Annotated in this window: 19 protein-coding genes; 2 read left to right on the top strand and 17 right to left on the bottom strand. The window is 73.4% G+C overall.

Features of this window, described 5'->3' with window-relative positions:
- Positions 1-14: 14 nt before the first annotated feature.
- The 9 genes from Q9R26_RS07305 to Q9R26_RS07265 all read right to left on the bottom strand — a co-directional run bounded on the left by Q9R26_RS07305 (position 15) and on the right by Q9R26_RS07265 (position 6,253).
- Positions 15-254 (bottom strand): HGxxPAAW family protein, encoded by a 240-nt coding sequence (locus Q9R26_RS07305; RefSeq protein ID WP_017887200.1) that lies wholly within the window; start codon positions 252-254, stop codon positions 15-17.
- Positions 251-949, bottom strand: a complete 699-nt coding sequence (locus Q9R26_RS07300; protein ID WP_311226909.1) for a Trp biosynthesis-associated membrane protein — start codon at positions 947-949, stop codon at positions 251-253. Before Q9R26_RS07300 ends, Q9R26_RS07305 begins: the two co-directional genes overlap by 4 nt.
- Positions 946-2,490: an anthranilate synthase component I gene (locus Q9R26_RS07295; protein ID WP_182066402.1), complete on the bottom strand. Its 1,545-nt coding sequence runs from the start codon at positions 2,488-2,490 to the stop codon at positions 946-948. Before Q9R26_RS07295 ends, Q9R26_RS07300 begins: the two co-directional genes overlap by 4 nt.
- A complete protein-coding gene (gene hisI / locus Q9R26_RS07290) occupies positions 2,487-2,885 on the bottom strand; it encodes a phosphoribosyl-AMP cyclohydrolase (RefSeq protein ID WP_027465725.1) in 399 nt (132 codons plus the stop codon). Before hisI ends, Q9R26_RS07295 begins: the two co-directional genes overlap by 4 nt.
- A gap of 25 nt (positions 2,886-2,910) precedes the next feature.
- Positions 2,911-3,666 carry an imidazole glycerol phosphate synthase subunit HisF gene (gene hisF / locus Q9R26_RS07285; protein WP_232536485.1) on the bottom strand — a complete coding sequence of 252 codons (756 nt, stop codon included), beginning with the start codon at positions 3,664-3,666 and terminating at the stop codon, positions 2,911-2,913.
- 11 nt (positions 3,667-3,677) lie between these two features.
- Positions 3,678-4,517, bottom strand: coding sequence for an ATP phosphoribosyltransferase (gene hisG / locus Q9R26_RS07280; RefSeq protein WP_027465727.1), 840 nt, complete (start codon positions 4,515-4,517; stop codon positions 3,678-3,680).
- 46 nt (positions 4,518-4,563) lie between these two features.
- On the bottom strand, positions 4,564-4,827 hold the full coding sequence (locus tag Q9R26_RS07275) for a phosphoribosyl-ATP diphosphatase (protein WP_027465728.1): 264 nt from the start codon (positions 4,825-4,827) through the stop codon (positions 4,564-4,566).
- A gap of 101 nt (positions 4,828-4,928) precedes the next feature.
- Positions 4,929-5,588, bottom strand: a complete 660-nt coding sequence (gene rpe, locus Q9R26_RS07270) for a ribulose-phosphate 3-epimerase (RefSeq protein WP_311226908.1) — start codon at positions 5,586-5,588, stop codon at positions 4,929-4,931.
- 65 nt (positions 5,589-5,653) lie between these two features.
- Positions 5,654-6,253, bottom strand: a complete 600-nt coding sequence (locus Q9R26_RS07265; RefSeq protein WP_311226907.1) for a TetR/AcrR family transcriptional regulator — start codon at positions 6,251-6,253, stop codon at positions 5,654-5,656.
- A 62-nt stretch (positions 6,254-6,315) separates the two neighbouring features.
- Here Q9R26_RS07265 and Q9R26_RS07260 point away from each other — a divergent pair, with 62 nt between their 5' ends.
- A complete protein-coding gene (locus tag Q9R26_RS07260) occupies positions 6,316-6,969 on the top strand; it encodes an NAD(P)-dependent oxidoreductase (protein ID WP_182066399.1) in 654 nt (217 codons plus the stop codon).
- Between the two features lie 41 nt (positions 6,970-7,010).
- Here Q9R26_RS07260 and Q9R26_RS07255 read toward each other — a convergent pair whose 3' ends face one another.
- The 3 genes from Q9R26_RS07255 to Q9R26_RS07245 all read right to left on the bottom strand — a co-directional run bounded on the left by Q9R26_RS07255 (position 7,011) and on the right by Q9R26_RS07245 (position 12,547).
- Complete coding sequence (locus Q9R26_RS07255; RefSeq protein ID WP_311226906.1) at positions 7,011-8,579, bottom strand: transcription antitermination factor NusB; 1,569 nt, start codon at positions 8,577-8,579, stop codon at positions 7,011-7,013.
- Positions 8,576-9,511, bottom strand: a complete 936-nt coding sequence (locus tag Q9R26_RS07250; RefSeq protein WP_182066398.1) for a methionyl-tRNA formyltransferase — start codon at positions 9,509-9,511, stop codon at positions 8,576-8,578. Before Q9R26_RS07250 ends, Q9R26_RS07255 begins: the two co-directional genes overlap by 4 nt.
- A 66-nt stretch (positions 9,512-9,577) precedes the next feature.
- Positions 9,578-12,547: a hypothetical protein gene (locus Q9R26_RS07245; protein ID WP_311226905.1), complete on the bottom strand. Its 2,970-nt coding sequence runs from the start codon at positions 12,545-12,547 to the stop codon at positions 9,578-9,580.
- 147 nt (positions 12,548-12,694) lie between these two features.
- Between Q9R26_RS07245 and Q9R26_RS07240 the strand changes: the two genes are divergently transcribed.
- Entirely contained in the window at positions 12,695-13,150 is a 456-nt protein-coding gene (locus Q9R26_RS07240) for a DUF4383 domain-containing protein (protein WP_198655967.1), read from the top strand.
- 115 nt (positions 13,151-13,265) lie between these two features.
- Here Q9R26_RS07240 and Q9R26_RS07235 read toward each other — a convergent pair whose 3' ends face one another.
- From Q9R26_RS07235 to pyrF, 5 genes are read right to left on the bottom strand one after another with little or no spacing between them, the layout of a single operon-like run.
- A complete protein-coding gene (locus Q9R26_RS07235) occupies positions 13,266-15,248 on the bottom strand; it encodes a primosomal protein N' (protein ID WP_311226904.1) in 1,983 nt (660 codons plus the stop codon).
- Between the two features lie 8 nt (positions 15,249-15,256).
- Positions 15,257-16,468, bottom strand: a complete 1,212-nt coding sequence (metK, locus tag Q9R26_RS07230) for a methionine adenosyltransferase (protein ID WP_311226903.1) — start codon at positions 16,466-16,468, stop codon at positions 15,257-15,259.
- 5 nt (positions 16,469-16,473) lie between these two features.
- Positions 16,474-16,737 carry a DNA-directed RNA polymerase subunit omega gene (rpoZ, locus tag Q9R26_RS07225; RefSeq protein WP_017887186.1) on the bottom strand — a complete coding sequence of 88 codons (264 nt, stop codon included), beginning with the start codon at positions 16,735-16,737 and terminating at the stop codon, positions 16,474-16,476.
- 27 nt (positions 16,738-16,764) lie between these two features.
- Positions 16,765-17,688 carry a guanylate kinase gene (gene gmk, locus Q9R26_RS07220; RefSeq protein WP_311226902.1) on the bottom strand — a complete coding sequence of 308 codons (924 nt, stop codon included), beginning with the start codon at positions 17,686-17,688 and terminating at the stop codon, positions 16,765-16,767.
- Entirely contained in the window at positions 17,685-18,569 is an 885-nt protein-coding gene (pyrF, locus tag Q9R26_RS07215) for an orotidine-5'-phosphate decarboxylase (protein WP_259577968.1), read from the bottom strand. The genes gmk and pyrF overlap by 4 nt, the downstream gene beginning before the upstream one ends.
- Positions 18,570-18,572: the final 3 nt, after the last annotated feature.

Below are 18,572 nucleotides of genomic sequence, written 5' to 3'. Positions count from 1 at the left end.
GCATCGGGACTCCCCTACTCGCCGTGGTGCTTGGGGACGAACTTCGGACCGTCGACGCCGTAGCCGGCCTTCTTCATCACGCCACCGACGATGAGGCCGATGAGGACGACGCCAGCGGAGGCCCAGACGCCCCACGGCTGGTCGAACCAGAAGAACAGCGTGCCTGCCGCGAATCCGATCAGCATGATCACGACGGCGGTCCAGGCGGCCGGCGAGTGGCCTTCGCCGAGTTCTGCGGGCTCAGTGTTGCTCACGGTGCTCCTCGTTCTGCTCCGGCGCCGTCGGTCGAGCGACGCCCTGTCGATCCTACCGCGTCGTCACTCGGCACCCCCGCGCCCGCGCCGTCGGCGGTGGTCGGGTCCACGCCCGCGCTCAGGTCGTCCCAGTCGACGACCGCGTCGCGCTGGACAGGTGCTGTTGCGCGTGCCGCCGCGGCGGCTCCGGCGGTCGCGGCGCCGTACTTCCGGCTCGGGCCGGGCCAGGCGCGCTGGACCACGATGACGACCACGCCGAGCAGCACGGCGAGCACGCCGCCCGCGATCCCGACGGCGGGCCACGGGCTCACGGAGACGCTCGACACGACGCCGCGAACGGCGCCGAGGTCGCTGACCCCGGCGACCTCGCCGACGGCACCGCGGGCAGCGGCGATCGGGTCACGGAGTGTGGTGATCCCACTGACGACCACGCCGAGGCCGAGCAGGATCTCGACGGCGGCGAGCACGATGCGCAGCACCCGTCCGGCGATGGTCATCGCCAGGAAGAGCGCGAGGCTCGCGATCGCCAGCGCGGTGTACTGCGGCACGACCGCAGCGCCGTCGGCCGAGACCGTCGAGGTGACGGCAGCGCCCGCGTGCAGGCGCACGGTGAACCAGGTCTGGGTCCAGGCGAGCATGACGACGCCGGCGACCAGGAGCCCGGCGACGACCACGATCGGACGCGAGCGCTTCACGAGCGGACCTCGCGCATCCGGTTGGCCGTCGCGACGGCACGCAACGGGGCGGCGGCCTTGTTGACCGCCTCGACGTGCTCGGTCTCCGGGTCGGAGTCCGCGACGAGTCCGGCACCGGCCTGCACGCGGGCGACGCCGTCCTTGATCAGGGCGGTACGGATCGCGATCGCCAGGTCGGCGTCACCGGCGAAGTCGAAGTACCCGACGACACCGGCGTACGCACCGCGCTTCGCCGGCTCGAGCTCGTCGATGATCTCGAGCGCACGCGGCTTCGGCGCGCCCGAGAGCGTGCCGGCCGGGAACGTCGCCCGGAACACGTCGATCGCCGAGGCGTCGGGACGCACCCGCCCCTCGACGCTCGACACCAGGTGCATGATGTGGCTGAACCGCTCGACGGTCATGAACTCGGTGACGCTGACGGTGCCCGGCTCGCACACCTTCTGCAGGTCGTTGCGGGCGAGGTCGACGAGCATCAGGTGCTCGGCGCGCTCCTTCGGGTCGCCGAGCAGGTCCTCGCCGAGGTGGACGTCCGCTTCGGGCGTCGCACCGCGCGGGCGGGATCCCGCGATCGGGTGTGTGATGGCCCGGTCGCCCTGCACCTTCACCAGGGCCTCGGGCGAGGCGCCGACGATCCAGAACCGCTCGTCGGCGGTGTCCGCGAGGGCGAGGAAGTACATGTACGGGCTCGGGTTCAGCGTCCGGAGCACCCGGTAGACGTCGAGCGGGTCGGCCGTGACCTCGTGGTCGAACCGCTGCGAGACGACGACCTGGAACACGTCACCGTCGCGGATGAAGCCCTTCGAGCGCTCGACGGCCGCCATGTAGTCGGCCGGGCTCGTGCGGTGCGTCGGGGTCGGCTCCGCGATCTCGAAGGCCTCGGCGACGGTCGCGACGCTCGGCTGGACCAGGTCGCCCTGCATGCGGTCGAGGCGCTGCTGCGCGTCCGCCCAGAGGGTGTCAGCGTCGTCGGTGCCGTCGTTCAGCACGCTCGCGACGAGCAGCACGAGACCGGTGCGGTGGTCGAGCGCGGCGAGTTCGGAGACGAACGACAACGCCTGGCCGGGCACGTCGAAGTCGGCCGGCGGCACGTTCGGCAGGTGCTCGAGCTGCCGCACGGCCTCCCAACCGATGAAGCCGACGGTGCCGCCGACGAGCGGCGGCGAGCCGGGCACGCGGGGCGTGGCCCAGCGCTCGTGCAGCCGCGCGAGGACTTCGAGCGGGGCACCGTCGAGCGACCCGACGGCGCGCTCGGCGTCGATGCCGGTGTCGATCCACGCCGCGCGGTCGCCGTCCTGCGTCAGGACGCCGAAGCTCCGCACGCCGACGAACGACCAGCGGGACCACAGGCCGCCCTGACCGGCGGACTCGAGCAGGAATGACCCGGGGCGGCCGTCGGCGAGCTTGCGGTAGACGCCGACCGGCGTCTCGCTGTCGCCGTACAGCGCGCGGACGACCGGCAGGACGCGGTGGTCGCCGAGCAGGCCGTCGAACTCGGGTCGGGAGGTCGTGTGCGGGGTCTCGGAGATCGTCGCGGTGGTCATCGGGTCGGCTCCACGGCCGTGTCCGCCGGGGCGGACATGGTCACGGGCGCGAGCGGGTCCACGTCGAAGCACCGGTGCGCACCGGTGTGGCACGCCGCCCCGACCTGCTGCACGGTGACGAGGAGCGTGTCGTCGTCGCAGTCCAGCGCAGCGCCCCGGACGTACTGGGCGTGGCCCGACGTGTCGCCCTTCCGCCAGTACTCGTTCCGCGACCGCGACCAGAAGGTCACACGGCCTTCGGTGAGGGTGCGGCGGAGGGCTTCCCGGTCCATGTAGCCGAGCATGAGGACGTCCTTCGACGATTCCTCCTGCACGATGGCGGGGAGCAGGCCGTCCGCACCGAAGCGTGCGCGGTCGAGGACCGCCTCGGTGTCGGTGCTGGTGCTGTCGGTCATGAGGCTCCTAGCCTACGGCGGCGGATCAGCGGACGGCGTGGCCGGTCGCGCGGAGCGCGGCCTTGACGTCCCCCACGGTCATCTCGCCACGGTGGAAGACGCTGGCGGCGAGGACTGCATCCGCACCCGCGTCGACGGCCGGGGCGAAGTGCTCGACACGACCCGCGCCTCCCGAGGCGATCACCGGGACGGACGAGACGGCGCGTACCGCGGCCACGAGTTCGAGGTCGAACCCGTTCTTCGTGCCGTCGGCGTCGATGGAGTTGACGAGCAGTTCCCCGGCGCCGCGCTCGACGGCCTCGCGTGCCCACGCGATGGCGTCGAGGTCGGACTCGGTCCGCCCGCCGTGGGTGGTGACCACGAAGCCCGACGGCATCCGGTCGGACCGCTTGACGTCGAGCGACAGCACGACGGCCTGGGCACCGAACCGGTCGGCGATCTCGCCGATGAGCTCGTGCCGGGCGATCGCTGCGCTGTTCACGCCGATCTTGTCGGCGCCGCACTGCTGCAGCCGCGAGACGTCGTCGACGCTGCGCACCCCGCCGCCGACGGTGAGCGGGATGAAGACCTGCTCGGCGGTCCGGGTCACGGTGTCGTACATCGTCGCCCGGTTCTCGACCGTGGCACCGACGTCGAGGAAGGTCAGCTCGTCGGCACCCTGCTCGTAGTACCGGGCCGCGAGTTCGACGGGGTCACCGGCGTCCTGCAGGTCCAGGAAGTTGACGCCCTTGACGACGCGCCCGCCCTTGACGTCGAGGCACGGGATGACCCGGACCGACACGCCCCCGGCGGTCACAGGCGTGCGGCGTGGATCGGGCTGACGAGGATCGCCCGGGCGCCGAGGTCGTAGAGCGCGTCCATGATGAGGTTCGCGTCGTCGCGCGGGATCATCACGCGGACCGCCGCCCAGTCGCGATCGTGCAGCGGTGAGACCGTGGGCGACTCGATGCCGGACGCCACCGCCGTCGCCTGCTCGAGCAGCGCCGTGGGGACGTCGTAGTCGAGCATCACGTAGCCACGGGCGACGAGCACGCCCTGCAGGCGTCGGCGGAGCACGTCGATGCCGGGGATGGTCTCGTCGGTGCTGACGAGCACCGCGGTCGACTCGAGGATCACCGGGCCGAAGATCTCGAGGCCCGCCTGCCGGAGCGTGCTCCCCGTCGACACGACGTCGGCCACGGCGTCGGCGACCCCGAGCCGCACGGCGCTCTCGACCGCGCCGTCGAGCTTCACGAGCGTGGAGCTGACCCCGTGCTCGGCGAGGAACGCACCGACCAGGCCGGGGTAGCTCGTCGCGACCCGGACGCCGTCGAGGTCCTGCAGCGAAGCGAACCGACCGGGCGTGCCAGCGAACCGGAAGGTGGAGTCGGCGAAGCCGAGCGCGTCGACCTCGTGCGCCTCGGACCCGGAGTCGAGCAGCAGGTCACGGCCGGTGATGCCGACGTCGAGCGCGCCGGAACCCACGTACGTGGCGATGTCCCGGGGGCGGAGGAAGAAGAACTCGACGCCGTTGCGCTCGTCGAGCAGGTGCAGCGCCTTCGGATCGCGGCGGCCGGCGTACCCGGCCTCCCGCAGCATGTCGGACGCGGTCTCGGACAGGGAGCCCTTGTTGGGCACGGCGATGCGGAGCATCAGGGAGTCTGCTTTCTGGGAGGGGTGTCGGCGGCTGATCAGCGGATCAGAGATGTCGCCAGACGTCCGCCGGGGTGAGCCCCTTGGCGACCATGAGCACCTGGAGGTGGTAGATCAGCTGCGAGATCTCCTCCGAGGTGCGCTCGTCGCCCTCGTACTCGGCCGCCATCCAGACCTCGGCGGCTTCCTCCACGATCTTCTTGCCGATCTGGTGCACGCCGGCGTCCAGTTCAGCGACGGTGCCGGAACCCTCGGGGCGCGTGCGCGCCTTCTCGGTGAGCTCCTGGAACAGGTCGTCGAACGTCTTCACGGGGTCCAGGCTACCGGTCTCCGCTGCCGCTCCCGACGCACCGTCCGGACGGGAGGCGGTGGTCGCCTCGGTGGTGCCGGTGCCGTCCGGCGCTCCCCCGGTCACGAGCGTGCTCGAGCGGCGGCTTCGCGCAGGTCGGCGATGCGCGCGGCGGGCTCGCCGCCGTACACAGCGGAGCCCGCGACCAGCGTGTCGGCACCGCTCCGCACGGCTTCGGGCACGGTGTCGACCGCGATCCCGCCGTCCACCTCGAGCCAGACGTCGAGGCCCGAGGCGTCGACCGCGGCGCGGGCGTCGGCGAGCTTCGGCATCACGGACGGCATGAAGGACTGACCGCCGAACCCGGGCTCGACGGTCATCAGCAGGATCATGTCGTAGGCGTCGAGGTGGTGCAGCACCTGCGTGATCGGGGTGCCGGGCTTCACGGCGACGGCGGCGCGGGCACCGTTCGACCGGATCGCGGCGGCGGTCGCCACCGGGTCGTCGGCTGCCTCGAAGTGGAACGTGACGCTCGAGGCACCGGTCTCGGCGTACTTCGGCGCGTTGCGGTCGGCGTCGGTGAGCATCAGGTGCACGTCGAGCGGGACCGGCGACACCTGCTGCAGGCGCTGCACGATCGGCAGCCCGAGCGTCAGGTTCGGGACGAAGTGGTTGTCCATCACGTCGACGTGCACCAGGTCGGCGGTCTCGATGCGCTGGAGTTCGCGCTCGAGGTTCGCGAAGTCGGCGGACAGGATGCTCGGCGAGATGCGGATCGTCACCCCCCGAGCCTACCGGCGCATGCCTGCTCGGCCGCCCGCACCGGTGCGCGCCGTTCCGGGCGGACTCAGCCGTCGCCGAGGGCGCGCGTGCCGAGGTCGGACCGGAGCATCGTCCCGAGTGCTGCTTCGACCAACTGCTCGCCCTGCTGGCGGTCGATCCGGCGCGCGACGACGAGGGCCGCGATCCCCTGCATGGTCGCGGCGAACAGGAGCTTGAAGGTGGTCCGCGGGTCCTCCCCAGGATCGACCGGTGCGGTGCCGAGCGCGCCGTCGAGCACGGCGAACAGCGACTCGGCGGCGGAGCGGACGGGTCCGGGGCGACCCCCCGTCGACGCCTGGAACATGAGGTCCATGAGCGCCGCGTCGTCGATGGCGAAGTCGACGTACGCCATGGCGACCCGGCGGAACCGGTCGTCGAGGTCGGCCGAGCCGGAGAGTGCCCGACGCACCGCGGCGGTCAGTCGCTCGAAACCGAGCACGGCGAGGGCGTCCACGAGCGCCTGGCGGTCGACGAAGTGGCTCCGCGGGGCGCCGTGGCTGACCCCCGCGCGGCGCGCCAGGTCTCGGAGGGACAACCCGTCGGCGCCGTCCTCGCGCAGGACCGCGACGGCCTCGTCGAGCAACACGGCCCGCAGGTTCCCGTGGTGGAAGGGACGCTCCGCCATGAGGAGAGTCTACCGCGGTACTAGGCGTTGCCTATTTTCTAGACAGTGCCTAGATTGGGCGCATGACACTTCGAGAGCACCTGCTCGTCTTCGGCGCCACCGGCCAGACCGGCCAGCACTTCACCCGCTTCGCACTCGATGCCGGACACCGTGTCCGCGCCGTCGCGCGGACGCCGTCGAAGCTGGCGGTCCAGCACGACGACCTGCAGGTCGTGCAGGGCTCGGTGCCGGACGACCTCGACCTCGACGCGCTGCTCGACGGCGTGACGGGCGTCGTCGTGATGCTCGGGGACGTCGCCGCGCAACGCGAGCGCCCGGTCAACACGCAGTTCGTCCGCACCCTCGTCCCCGCCATGCGCCGGAGCGGCACCCGGCGCCTGCTCTACCAGGCCGGCGGGCTGAGCGCCCCTCCCGGCAAGCGGCTCGCCCCCGTGCTCCGCGTCGTCCGGTCGACGCTCGCGCGGGACTACCGCGGCCAGCACGCGGACAACGAGTCGGTGATGCGCTACCTCGACGCCGAGGCGCAGGACATCGCCTGGACGGTCCACCGCGCCGGCATCGGCTCGGACGGCCCCGCGAAGGGCGAGCTCCGCCGTTCGGCGCGGTGGATCAGCATCGGCACCTTCCGGGACTGCGCCGCGTACAACCTGCGCACCCTGTTCGACGAGACGGCCGTGCACACGTGCGACGGCAGTGCCTACCGACGGTCACGCTGACCCGACGGTCGCGCTGAGCCTGATCCCGGTCGGCGGGCTGATCAGTCGACGCGGCGGAACAGCGCGATGAACATGGCGTCCGTCCCCACCCGGTGCGGCCAGAGCTGCACGGTGTCGCCGTCCGCCACCCGAGGGTCGCGAGCGGCGACGCCCCGGACGACCGACGCGGTGTCGAGCTGCTCGAGCAGGTCGCCGTGCCGCCGCATGAGCGCGTCGACCTGCCCCCGGGTCTCGGCCAGGTGCGGCGAGCAGGTCACGTACGCCAAGGTCCCGCCCGGTGCGAGCACCCGGACGGCGGCGTCGAGCAGTTCGGTCTGCAGCCCGGCGAGCTCCTCGACGTCCTCGGGGAGCTTCCGCCAGCGTGCCTCCGGTCGGCGGCGCAGCGCGCCGAGCCCGGTGCACGGTGCGTCGAGCAGGATGCGGTCGAAGGTCATCCCGGTGCCGTCGCGTCCGTACCGACGGGCGTCGCCCTCGACGACCCGCACGTGGTCGCCGAACACCTCGAGCGCGTTCCGCACGAGGCCGGCACGCGCCGGCACGAGTTCGTTCGCGACGAGGGTCGCCCCACCCTGCTGTGCCTCGGCGGCGAGGAGCGCCGCCTTCCCGCCGGGGCCGGCGCACATGTCGAGCCACCGCTCCCCCGCGCGCACGGCCGACGAGCGGCTGAGCGCCAGCGCGGCGAGCTGCGAGCCCTCGTCCTGGACGCGCAGGCGTCCCGCGGCGACGCCCGGCACGCGCGCCGGGTCGCCGCTGATGCCGCGGATGCCGACGGGCGACACCGGTGCGGCGTCCGCCTCCACGACGGGCTCGCCGGCCCGGACGGGAGGCACGGTACCGGTTGCGCCGTCGGCCTCCGGTTCGTCGTCGGCGGGCACCAGGGCCGCGGGCACCTCGTCGGCACCGGTCGCGTCGGCGAACGCGGCGTCGGTGTCGTCGTCCGGGGCGGTGCGGGCGGTCGCGGTGGCGATGTCCTCGTCGGTGGCGAGTCCGGGAAGAGCGGCGAGCTGCACCCTGGGTGCGGCGTTGTCGGCAGCGAGCAGGGCGGCGAGCTCGTCGCGGGAGCGTTCCGCGGCCAGGGCGTCGCGGAGCGCCGAGACGACCCAGACCGGGTGCGACCAGCGGGTGGCGAGCAGGGCGTCCCCGGCGCGGCCCTCGGTGATCAGGGCGTCCCACTCTTGATCGGTGCGGGCGGCGATCTTGCGCATCACGGCGTTCACGAACCCGGTCGCGCGGCGGGCTCCGACCTCGCGGGCGAGCTCGACCGTGGCGTCGACGGCGGCGTGCGTCGGGGTCCGCATGGCCAGCAGCTGGTGGGCGCCGAGGCGCAGGACGTCGAGCACGTCGGCCTCGATGTTCTCCGCTCGACGGCCGGACGCGAGGGCGATGACGACGTCGTAGCGACCGAGCATCCGGATCGACCCGTAGGTGAGCTCGGTCGCGAACCCGGCGTCGCGGGCGGAGAGGCCGGCGCGGCGGATGCGCGTCGGCAGCAGCAGGTTCGCGTAGGCGTCGTCGACCTGCACGGCGCGGAGGACGTCGAAGGCGACGCGACGGGCGTTCGCCGGACGGGGGCCGCGGCGGGCCCCCTGGTGCTTCGTCGGCTGGCTCATGCGAGGACCTTCCCGTCCAGTGCACCGAGGCCACGGGCCCAGGCGGCGGCGTCCATCGCCTTCTTGCCCGCGGGCTGCACCTCGAGCAGCACCAGCGGGGTGTCGGCGGTCCCGACCAGCAGCCGACCGCCGTGGAGTGCGAGGGCGCCGGGCGCGAGCTGCGGGGCGGGGTCCCCCGTGCCTCCCGACAGGCGGGTGCTGCGGAGCAGCTTCACGCGGGTCTCGCCCAGGTGGGCGAACGCGCCGGGCTCGGGCGTGACCCCGCGCAGCCGCGCGTGCACGGCGGTGGCCGGCGCTGCGAAGTCGATGCGGCCGTCGTCGATCGTGAGCTTCGGGGCGACCGTTGGCTCGCCGGACTGCTCGGTCGCGACGGCGGTGCCGGCGGCGATGCCGTCGACGACGTCCGCCACCACGTCGGCGCCGACATCGGCCATCGCGCCGAGGACCTCGCCCGAGGTCGCCTCGGGGTCGATCTCGAAGGGCAGGGCTGCGTAGACCGGGCCGGCGTCGAGCGCCTCGACCAGCTGGAACACCGTCGCGGCGGTGCGGGTGTCACCCGCCATCACGGCGCGCTGCACCGGAGCGGCGCCGCGGTACGCCGGCAGGTCGGAGAAGTGCAGGTTGATCCACCCGTGCCGCGGGGCGTCGAGGGCCGGGCGGCGGAGCAGTGCGCCGTAGGCGACGATCACGCCGAGGTCGACGTCGAGGTCCGCGATCTGGGCGGTGACGGCGTCGTCGACCCGGCTCGCCTCGATCACCGGCAGCCCGAGCTCCTCGGCGACGACGGCCACCGGGGTGGGCGTCAGGACACGCTTCCGGCCCTGGGGCGTCGCCGGCCGCGTCAGGACCGCGGCGATCTCGTGGTCGGACGCCGCCAGACGGCGGAGGGTGGGAACGGCCGCAGCGGGGCTGCCGGCGACGACGAGACGCATGGGTTCGATCCTCCCACGAGCGCCGGGCCGACCGGCACGGTCATGCTCGGTCGGCACGGGCCGTCGTCAGGACCACTGGTCGCGCAGCGACGGCGGAGTCCGTGTCGCACCGGAGTCGCGTCGTGCGCGGAGCAGCAGGACGAGCGACCCCGGTGAGTCGATCTCGTGGAGCCGGCAGGGACCGACCGAACGCTCCCAGTCGGCGGCGAAGGCCTCGGCGTCCTCGCGCCGCCGGCCGATGCCGGTCGGCACCGCCAGGGAGCGGCCGCCCCGGGTGAGTCCGCGCGCGATCCACAGGGCGAGCGCGAGCAGCGGCGCCCGTCGGAGGCGCGCCGGTGACGCGCGCCCGGTCTCGAGCAGGAACCGCGGCGTCCGGACCGGGCCGAACAGCTCCGCGAGCGCGTGCGTGACCGTGCGGCGGTCCTCGACGCTGCCGCCGACTGCCTCGAGGGTGAACGACAGCGTCACCCGACCCACCTTGTGCGGGGTGACGCGGATGTCGCCCTCGCCGTACGCGGGGATGCGTCCGGCGCGGTGCAGGCCGTCCACCACGGCCCGGACGGCGCCCCGGTGCCCTCCGGCGGTGTCGATCCGTTGCCGGAGCGCGGTGCCGAGCTGGCGCGCGACCGGCCAGGCGACCACGATCGCGGCCACCACCACGGCGGCGGTGCCGACCACGCCGGGGACCGCTCCGGCCCGCCAGAGCTCCACGAGGACGCGCAGCGACTGTCCGACGACGGCGAGCACGAGCGCGAGCACGGCGGCCATCACGGCGGCTGCGGTCGGTCCGGTGGTGAAGGGGGCGGCGTCGGGTTCGTGCAGGACGGCCGCGGTGCTCTCGCGGTCGGCGTAGGGCTCACCGATGCGCCAGGCTGCGTGGGTCTGCTCGCGCGGCGGCAGGATCGCGGCGAGGTCGTCGTCGAGCGCCCGCACCGTCTGCCGCCGGTCCTTCGCCACGAGTGCGGCGAGGCGCAGGGCGTGGCGGTCGCTGAGGGCGGTCCCGGTGCCGCGGACGACCTGGGTGTCGTCCTCGCGCAGGAGTCCCCAGATCTGCTCGTGCTTGCGGTGCATCCGGCTGACGTCCGGGGCCGCGAGCAGGGGGACGTCGGCGGGGAGGACCGTCGTGATCGTCCAGTTGTGCGCCACCTTGCGCGGCCAGGCGGGGTCCAGGCGGAGCGTCCGGCCGCGGAGCTGCTGGGTGGCGGACGAGGTCGCGACGGCCGTGAGGTCGATCAGGGTGTTCGCGGCCGGGCAGTCCCAGCCCTCGCCGAGGAGGCCGCGGGTCCCCACGACGAGACGGGTCGTGGCGTCGGTCAGCAGGACCGAGACGGCGGCGATGACCGCGGCCGACCCGGCGCCGGCGGTGTCGACCGCCAGGACGTCCGGTGCGCCCTCCACCGGGGCGACGGTGAGGTCGGCGTCGAGGTGCCGGCGGAGCGCGGGCAGCAGGACGTCGGCGTCGCGGGCGGCGATCCGCAGGTGCTTCGCGGTGACGAGGACCGGGTGCAGACCGGCGAGGGTCGGGTCCGCGGCGACGGTGGCGAAGGTGCGGAGGGCCCCACCACTGCGCGCCCCGGTGCCGCGGGCGTTCCCGTGGGTGGCGTGGTCGGTCACGACGACGGCCCGCAGGTGGTCGGCGCTCTCCTGCTCGAGCTCGAGCCGCAGGATCTCGCCGACGGCGGTGTCCTTCGCCGCGGACGAGGCGAGCACGGTGTCGACCGGGTCCCGGCCGCGCCGGACCCCGCGGTCGGTCAGGGTGAAGCCGAAGTCGACGATGGACCGCTTGATGCGGTGCCACTGCTCGGCTCGTCCGGGATCGGGCAGCACCCGGTCGAGGGCGTACCGGGCGAGGATCCGGAGTCGTTGCTCGGCGTCCGGGGCCGTCCGGGCACCCGGGTGCACGAGGGCGAGGACGGGGTGCTCGGGACGGACCTCGGCGAGCATGCGCGCGGCGGACTCCGCGACGGCGAAGTCGGCGTCGAAGGCGCGGGCGAGCCGGGCCTCGGACGCCGTCCCGCTCGGACGGTCGCGGTCGCCGTCCTGGTCGTCGACCGGCGGCTGCAGGGTGTGCACGAGCCAGTCGACCCCGTCCGGGTCGTCGAAGGTCGTGCTCACGAGGGCCGCGAGCCGGTCCTGGTGGTCGCGGAGGAACGTGCGCTCCTCGTCCGTGGGTTCGACGAACCAGACGTGGTCGCGGTACGGGGCGAGGTTGCCCTCCTTCACCACGGCCGGCGTCGGGACCTCGTGGTCGACGTCGCCGAGCAGCGCGGTGTAGTTGTCGTGCGCGTCCCGGTCCTCGGTGGACGGCAGGGTCGCGGTGAGCCCGATGAGCAGGGGCTCTCGGCCGCTCTGGCGGATGCGTCCGGCGAGGTACGCGACCACGAGCGCCCAGTGGTCGAGCAGGTGGTGGCACTCGTCGAGCACGATGGTCTCGACGCCGTGGGCGACGAGCCGGTCGACGAGGGCTCGGGCGTTCGGGTGCAGTGCGGTCTCGAGGAGCGCGGGGTCCTCGCGGGCGAGTCGACGTCGGACCGCTCGGGAACGCCGGGCGATGCCCTTCCGGTACGCGGTCCGGTTCGCGGCCTCGAGCTCGACGAGCCACGCGGACGCACCGTCCTCGTCGCGGCCGCCCTCGACGAGTTCGCGCTGCCAGTCGGCGCGGGCGAGCTCGGTGAGGGGCTTGCCCGTCTCGAGGACCGAGAGCATCTGGTAGGTCAGCGCGGTCAGGTCACCGGGGTGCTCCGGGTCCTCGGACACGGTGACGGCCGGACCGCGGTCGTCGGTGCCGAGGGCGGCCGCCGACGCCGCCCACTGGGACCGGATCGTCGCCGTGGGCGCGAGGGCGAGCGCGCGGGCGCCGTGCCGTCCGGCGAGCAGCAGCCCGAGCAGGGTCTTGCCGGAGCCGGGCGGCGCGACGACGTGCACCGGGTCCCCCGGCACGACGGGCACCCGGTCGAGCACGTCCTGCTGGTAGCGCCGCAGTGTCCCCTGGTGGCGCCAGCCGCTGAGCGGACCGCCCCGTTCCCCCGTCGTCACCCCACGAGTCTGCCACGGCCCGTCCGGCCTGCCCGAGCGGCGGCGGGCACCACGTGCGGTCGAGCCCGGGTGTCCGGTGCGCGCGGCCTGCGCACCGACTGCGAGCGGGGTGCGTACCGTCTGCCACACCAGATCAGGGAGGGCACCATGTCCGATGTCACCACGTCCACCAACCGCTACGCCGGTTCGTCCATCCAGAAGGCCACGCTCGTCGTCGGCATCGTGTTCCTGCTCGTCGGCATCGCGGGGTTCGTCCCCGGGCTGACGACGGGTGACCTCGCGGGCGCCGGACACGAGTCGATGGGCATGCTGCTCGGCATCTTCCAGGTGTCGGTGCTGCACAACGTCGTGCACCTGCTGTTCGGCATCGTCGGGCTGCTCGCCGCCGCACGCGCGTCGGGTTCGCGGATGTACCTGGTGATCGGCGGGATCGTCTACTTCGTCCTGTGGATCTACGGCCTGTTCACCGCCGGGCACAGCTCGGGAGCGAACTTCGTGCCGCTGAACAACGCCGACAACTGGCTGCACCTGGTGCTCGCCATCGGCATGGTCGCCCTCGGCGTGGTGCTGCCGCGCGAGCGTCGCCGACCCGTCAGCGCCTGACGGACCCCGCACGGGCCTGACGCGACACCGCGTCGGACCCGGAACGACACCGCCGACGTCGCACGACGTCGGCGGTGTCGTCCTGCGTCGGGGGCATCGCGGGGCCGCCCCCGGGTCAGACCTCGGAGAACGGTTCGGCGTCGTCCAACCGCACCCGCAGCGTCGGAGCCGCCCGTCGGCGGTTCCCGCCCTTGAGCACCCGCCGGGTCGACGAGCGCCGGATCACCTCGGCCTTGAGCGTCGCGGCGACCTCGGCCCCGTGCGCGTACGGGAACCGCACGATCGCCCGGACCGTGCCGGGCAGGGCGTCGTCCTCGACCGGGACCGGGCCGAGCACCGGACCGACGACGGCGTCGCCGAGCGCTTCGACCGCCGCCGTGACGGCTTCGTCGGTGCCGGTCATCGTCGCCACCCGGACGGCCGGTGGGAAGTGGAGTTCGCGGCGGTCGGTCAGCTCGTCGTGCGCGGGTCCGTCGAGTCGCCAGAGGGCCATCGCCGACGCCAGCCGGCCGCCGATCCCGACCAGGTACACCTCGGCACCGGGGGCCGACTTCGCCGCCGCGTTCGTCCAGAAGCGCAGGACGTCCTCCTGCACGCGGAGCCCCTCGCGGGCGAGCATCTTCTCGCCGTCGAGCAGCAGCACGCAGGCGTAGCCGCCGGGCACCGACGGCTCGGCCCCGCGGGTGGCGACGACGACGGACGGGCGGGCGGGGACCTCGTCGAGCGGGCGTGAGCCGTCGGCGACGATGATCCGGGTACCGGGGAACGCCCGCCCGAGTTCCTCCGCGGTGCGCTGGGCCCCCTGGCCGACCGGCTTGACGGTGCCGTTGCCGCACGTCGGGCAGCGGAACCCGACGGCCAGTGCGCCGCAGAACCGGCACTGCGGCGTGGCGCCACGGTGCGGGCTCCCGAGCGGCCCACCGCAGACGCGGCAGTGCGCGCGTTCGCCGCACTCGGCGCAGACCAGCCCCGTGCCGAAGCCCGGGCTCGCGACCTGCACCAGGACGGCTCCGTGCTGGCTCGCCTCGCGCGCGGCACGCCAGGCGGAACTCGGGATGCGAGCCTGTGCGGCGAACCCCTCGGCCCCGGTCTGCTGCACGGTGGGGATGACCTTCGGGGTCTTCACGCGGTAGGGCACGACGTCCTGCAGCCAGTGCAGCTCGACCAGGCGCTGCACGTCGGTGCTGCGCGCGTGCGAGACGAACAGCAGAGCGGCACCCGACTGGGCGGCCCGCACCAGGGCGACGTCGCGCGTGTGGACGTAGGGCGCCCGCTGCTCGATGAACGAGGCGTCGCCGTCGTCCCACATCGCGATCAGCCCGAGCTCGGTCGCCGGCGCGTACATCGCCGTACGGTTGCCGATCGCGACCACCGGGTGCGTGCGGGCCTGCAGCAGTGCCTTCGCCCGCTGCCCGTTCGTCTGCTTGGCGTCGAACCGCACCACCCGCTCCGGTGGCAGCACGGCGAGCAGGGCACGCTCGAGGTCGACGACGTCGCGGAAGTCCGGCACGGCGATCACCGCGGACTGCTCGGCTGCCAGCGTGTGCGCGGCGGCCTGGGCGAGCGTGGCGGCCCACCCGGGGACCCAGACCGGCTCGTCCGCGTCACCCATCGCCACGGGCTGGGGCACGGCGGCGACCGCGGCGCGTCCGTGCTCCGTCACCACGGCCTCCAGGACGCCGTCGGCGTAGCCGCTGACGGGCGGGGCGGTCACCGGCGGGGGCGACCAGGTGGTGTCGCGGGCGAGCCAGGCCTTCTCCGCCCGCACCTGCCGCGGCGGCACGGCGAGCCGCAGGACGTCGGAGGCGACGCCCGCGGCCCGGTCGGCGACGGCGCGCGCGAGGGTCCAGATCTCCGGCGCCAGGGCGGGCACCGGGGACAGGACGGCTTCGACCTGGCTGAGCTCGCCCGGGTACTCACCCTCGCTGACGATCTCGACCACGTACCCGTCCGACATCCGGGCTCCGGTGCGCAGCGGCACCTTGACGCGGACCCCTGCGACGCAGTCGTCCTCGAGCTCGGCCGGCACCCGGTAGTCGAACAGACGGTCCAACTGCGGGAGCGGCGAGTCGAGGACGACGCGCGCGACGGTGGTCACGCGGTGCTTCAGACGGTCGCGGCGACGAGTCCTGCGGCGGCGCGGAGTTCCTCGACGCGGTCGAGCCGCTCCCACGTGAACCCGGGGAGCTCACGGCCGAAGTGGCCGTAGGTCGCGGTCTGCGCGTAGATCGGTCGGAGCAGGTCGAGGTCGCGGATGATCGCGGCCGGACGCAGGTCGAACACCTGGCGGATGGCTGCTTCGATCGTGGCGTCGTCCACGTGTCCGGTGCCGAACGTCTCGACGTAGAGCCCGACGGGCTTCGCACGGCCGATCGCGTAGGCGACCTGCACCTCGAGCCGGTCGGCCAGCCCCGCGGCGACCGCGTTCTTGGCGACCCAACGCAGCGCGTACGCCGCCGAACGGTCGACCTTCGACGGATCCTTGCCGCTGAACGCACCCCCGCCGTGACGGGAGGCCCCGCCGTAGGTGTCGACGATGACCTTGCGGCCGGTGAGCCCGGCGTCGCCCTGGGGTCCACCGATCTCGAAGCGACCGGTCGGGTTCACGATGACGTCGACGTGCGACGAGTCGAGGTCGACCAGGTCGAGGACCGGACGGATCACGTGCTCGGTGATCGCCGCGGTGAGTTCGTCGAGCGTGACGCTCGGCGAGTGCTGCGTGGAGAGCACGACGGTCTCGACGGTCTTCGGCACGACGCCGTCGTACCCGATGGTGACCTGGGTCTTGCCGTCCGGACGCAGGAACGACAGCTCGCCCGACTTGCGGACCGCGGCGAGGCGCTCGGCCAGGCGGTGCGCCAGCCAGATCGCGACCGGCATGTACTCGGGGGTCTCGTTCGTCGCGAAACCGAACATGATGCCCTGGTCGCCGGCACCCTGACGGTCCAGCGGGTCGACCGCACCGGTGCGGGAGTCGAGCGACTCGTCCACACCCTGCGCGATGTCGGGCGACTGGGCGCCGATCGAGACTTCGACACCACAGGTGGCGCCGTCGAACGAGACGTCCGACGAGTTGTAGCCGATCCCGGTGATGACGTCACGGACGAGCTTGGGGATCTCGACGTAGCCGGAGGTCGTGACCTCGCCGGCGACGTGCACGAGCCCGGTGGTCACCATCGTCTCGACGGCGACGCGCGCGTTCGGGTCGACCGTCAGCAGTGCGTCGAGGATGCTGTCCGAGATCTGGTCGCAGATCTTGTCGGGGTGCCCCTCGGTCACCGACTCGGACGTGAAGAGGCGGAGAGCAGCTGCAGTCACCGGGATCAGTCGGTGGGCTGCTGCTGCTTGGTGACGGTGAGCTTGTCCTCGTTGATCTCGTGGAGCGCGACGGACAGCGGCTTGTCGTCGATCGTCGAGTCGACCAGCGGTCCGACGTTGTCGAAGAGCGAGCCCTCGTGCAGGTCGGCGTAGTAGTCGTTGATCTGGCGGGCGCGCTTCGACGCGAAGATGACGAGCGCGTACTTCGACTCGACCTTGCTGAGCAGGTCGTCGATGGGCGGGTCGATGATGCCCTGGGGGTTGGCCATGGTGTCTCCTCGAAGTCAGTGCACCCGTCAGGGCGCAGAGAACAAGTCTACGACCTCACGTGCCGCGGTGCCGACATCGGAGTTCACGATCCGCACGTCGAACTCGTCCTGGGCGGCCAGCTCGACCTTCGCGGTCTCGAGGCGACGGGCCTGTTCCTCGGCGGATTCGGTCCCGCGGCCGATGAGCCGGCGCACCAGTTCCTCCCACGTCGGGGGCAACAGGAACACGAGCACCGCCTCGGGCATGGCGTCGCGGACCTGCCGGGCGCCCTGCAGGTCGATCTCGAGCATGACCTTCTCGCCCGCGTCGAGCGCACGGTCGATCGGCGGGCGCGGGGTGCCGTAGCGGTACGAGTTGTGGACGGTCGCCCACTCGAGCAGCTCGCGGTCGCGGATCATGCGGTCGAACTCGTCGTCGTCCACGAAGTAGTAGTGCACGCCGTCGACCTCGCCGGGGCGCGGCTTCCGGGTGGTGGCGGAGACGCTGAGGTTGACGTCCGGGTGATGCTGTCGGATGTGCGCGCTGACCGTGCCCTTGCCGACCGCGGTGGGTCCGGCGAGCACGACGAGCTTCGAGGCACCACGCTTGCGACCGCGGGCGGCGAGCCAGTCGGCCAGGGCTGCGCGCTGCCGGGTCCCCAGGCCACCGAGACGCTTCGACGGTGCGATCCGCAGGGAACCCATGATCGCCTCCGCTCGCGCGGGGCCGATGCCAGGCAGGCTCACCAGCAGGTCACGGACCCGCAGCGAACGTTCCGCCGACGTCGTCTCGACCAGCGAGTCGTCCCACGCGGCACGGGCGACGTCGAGCGCGGAGCGCTCCCCCGACGCGATCGCGGCCTTCACCGCGGCCCGGGCGCGTCGCGCGGCGACGGCGGCCTTCGCCGCGGCGACGCGGTCGACCTCTGGCGGGGTGCGGTGGGCGGGCAGGCCCTCGTGGTCGTCGGTCACGCTGCCGCCGCCAGTGCGGTGCGGATGCGGTCGGCGCGGTCGGCGACGAGCGCCGCGACGCCGTCCGGACCGTCGGTCAGCAGGCCGCGCGACTCGCTCACGAGCACCTGCTCGGCACGCGCTCCGTACAGCGCACGGAGGTCCTCGATGCGGGCGCCCTGGGCACCGAAGCCCGGTGCGAGGACCGGCGCGGTGCCGATCGCGTCCGCGTCGATGCCGAAGTCGTCGAGGTGAAGGGTCGCGCCGAGCACGAGCCCGACGTCGCCGAGGGCCTGATCACCCACGGACCGGTTGTCGTCTGCCACGTCCAAGACGATACCGGCCGCGACCGTCCGGCCGGTACGCGGTCCCTCGGCGAGCACCGCGGTCTGCAGCACCCGGGCCTCGGGGTTGCTCGTCGCCGCGAGCACGAAGACTCCGGCACCGTTCCGGCGCGCGACGTCGATCGTGCCCCGGAGCGAGCCGTACCCGAGGTACGGCGACACCGTCATCGCGTCGGCCGCGAACGGTCCGTCGCGCTCCAGCCACGCCAGCGCGTAGTCGTCACCGGTGGTCCCGATGTCGCCCCGTTTCACGTCGGCGACGACCAGGAGGCCCGCATCGCGTGCCCGGCGGATCGTCGCGTCGAGCGCACGGTAGCCCGCCACCCCCGCCGCCTCGAAGAAGGCGACCTGCGGCTTCACGATCGCCGCGCGGCCGGCGGCCGCGTCGACCAGGGTCGCGCCGAACGCCGTCAGGCCCTGCTCGTCGCGGGCGAGCCCCCACGCCGCCAGGGTGGCGGCGTGGGGGTCGATCCCGACGCAGAGCGGTGAACGCTCCCCCATGGCGGCCGCGAGGCGGACGCCGAAGGAGGCCGGGCCTCCCGACCGGGTCGTACCCACGCT

Origin of the sequence: Curtobacterium sp. BRB10, assembly GCF_031844325.1 — a bacterium.
Taxonomy (GTDB): domain Bacteria; phylum Actinomycetota; class Actinomycetes; order Actinomycetales; family Microbacteriaceae; genus Curtobacterium; species Curtobacterium poinsettiae_A.
The sequence above is the reverse complement of the archived record's forward strand: the minus strand, read 5'-3'. Positions and strand labels throughout refer to the sequence as shown.

Excerpts from the sequence above, each read along its gene's own strand:
- Q9R26_RS07295 (WP_182066402.1), bottom strand. The coding sequence starts at position 2,490 with ATGACCACCGCGACGATCTCCGAGACCCCGCACACGACCTCCCGACCC.
- hisI (WP_027465725.1), bottom strand. The coding sequence starts at position 2,885 with ATGACCGACAGCACCAGCACCGACACCGAGGCGGTCCTCGACCGCGCA.
- hisG (WP_027465727.1), bottom strand. The coding sequence starts at position 4,517 with ATGCTCCGCATCGCCGTGCCCAACAAGGGCTCCCTGTCCGAGACCGCG.
- Q9R26_RS07265 (WP_311226907.1), bottom strand. The coding sequence starts at position 6,253 with ATGGCGGAGCGTCCCTTCCACCACGGGAACCTGCGGGCCGTGTTGCTC.
- Q9R26_RS07260 (WP_182066399.1), top strand. The coding sequence starts at position 6,316 with ATGACACTTCGAGAGCACCTGCTCGTCTTCGGCGCCACCGGCCAGACC.
- Q9R26_RS07255 (WP_311226906.1), bottom strand. The coding sequence starts at position 8,579 with ATGAGCCAGCCGACGAAGCACCAGGGGGCCCGCCGCGGCCCCCGTCCG.
- Q9R26_RS07250 (WP_182066398.1), bottom strand. The coding sequence starts at position 9,511 with ATGCGTCTCGTCGTCGCCGGCAGCCCCGCTGCGGCCGTTCCCACCCTC.
- Q9R26_RS07240 (WP_198655967.1), top strand. The coding sequence starts at position 12,695 with ATGTCCGATGTCACCACGTCCACCAACCGCTACGCCGGTTCGTCCATC.
- rpoZ (WP_017887186.1), bottom strand. The coding sequence starts at position 16,737 with ATGGCCAACCCCCAGGGCATCATCGACCCGCCCATCGACGACCTGCTC.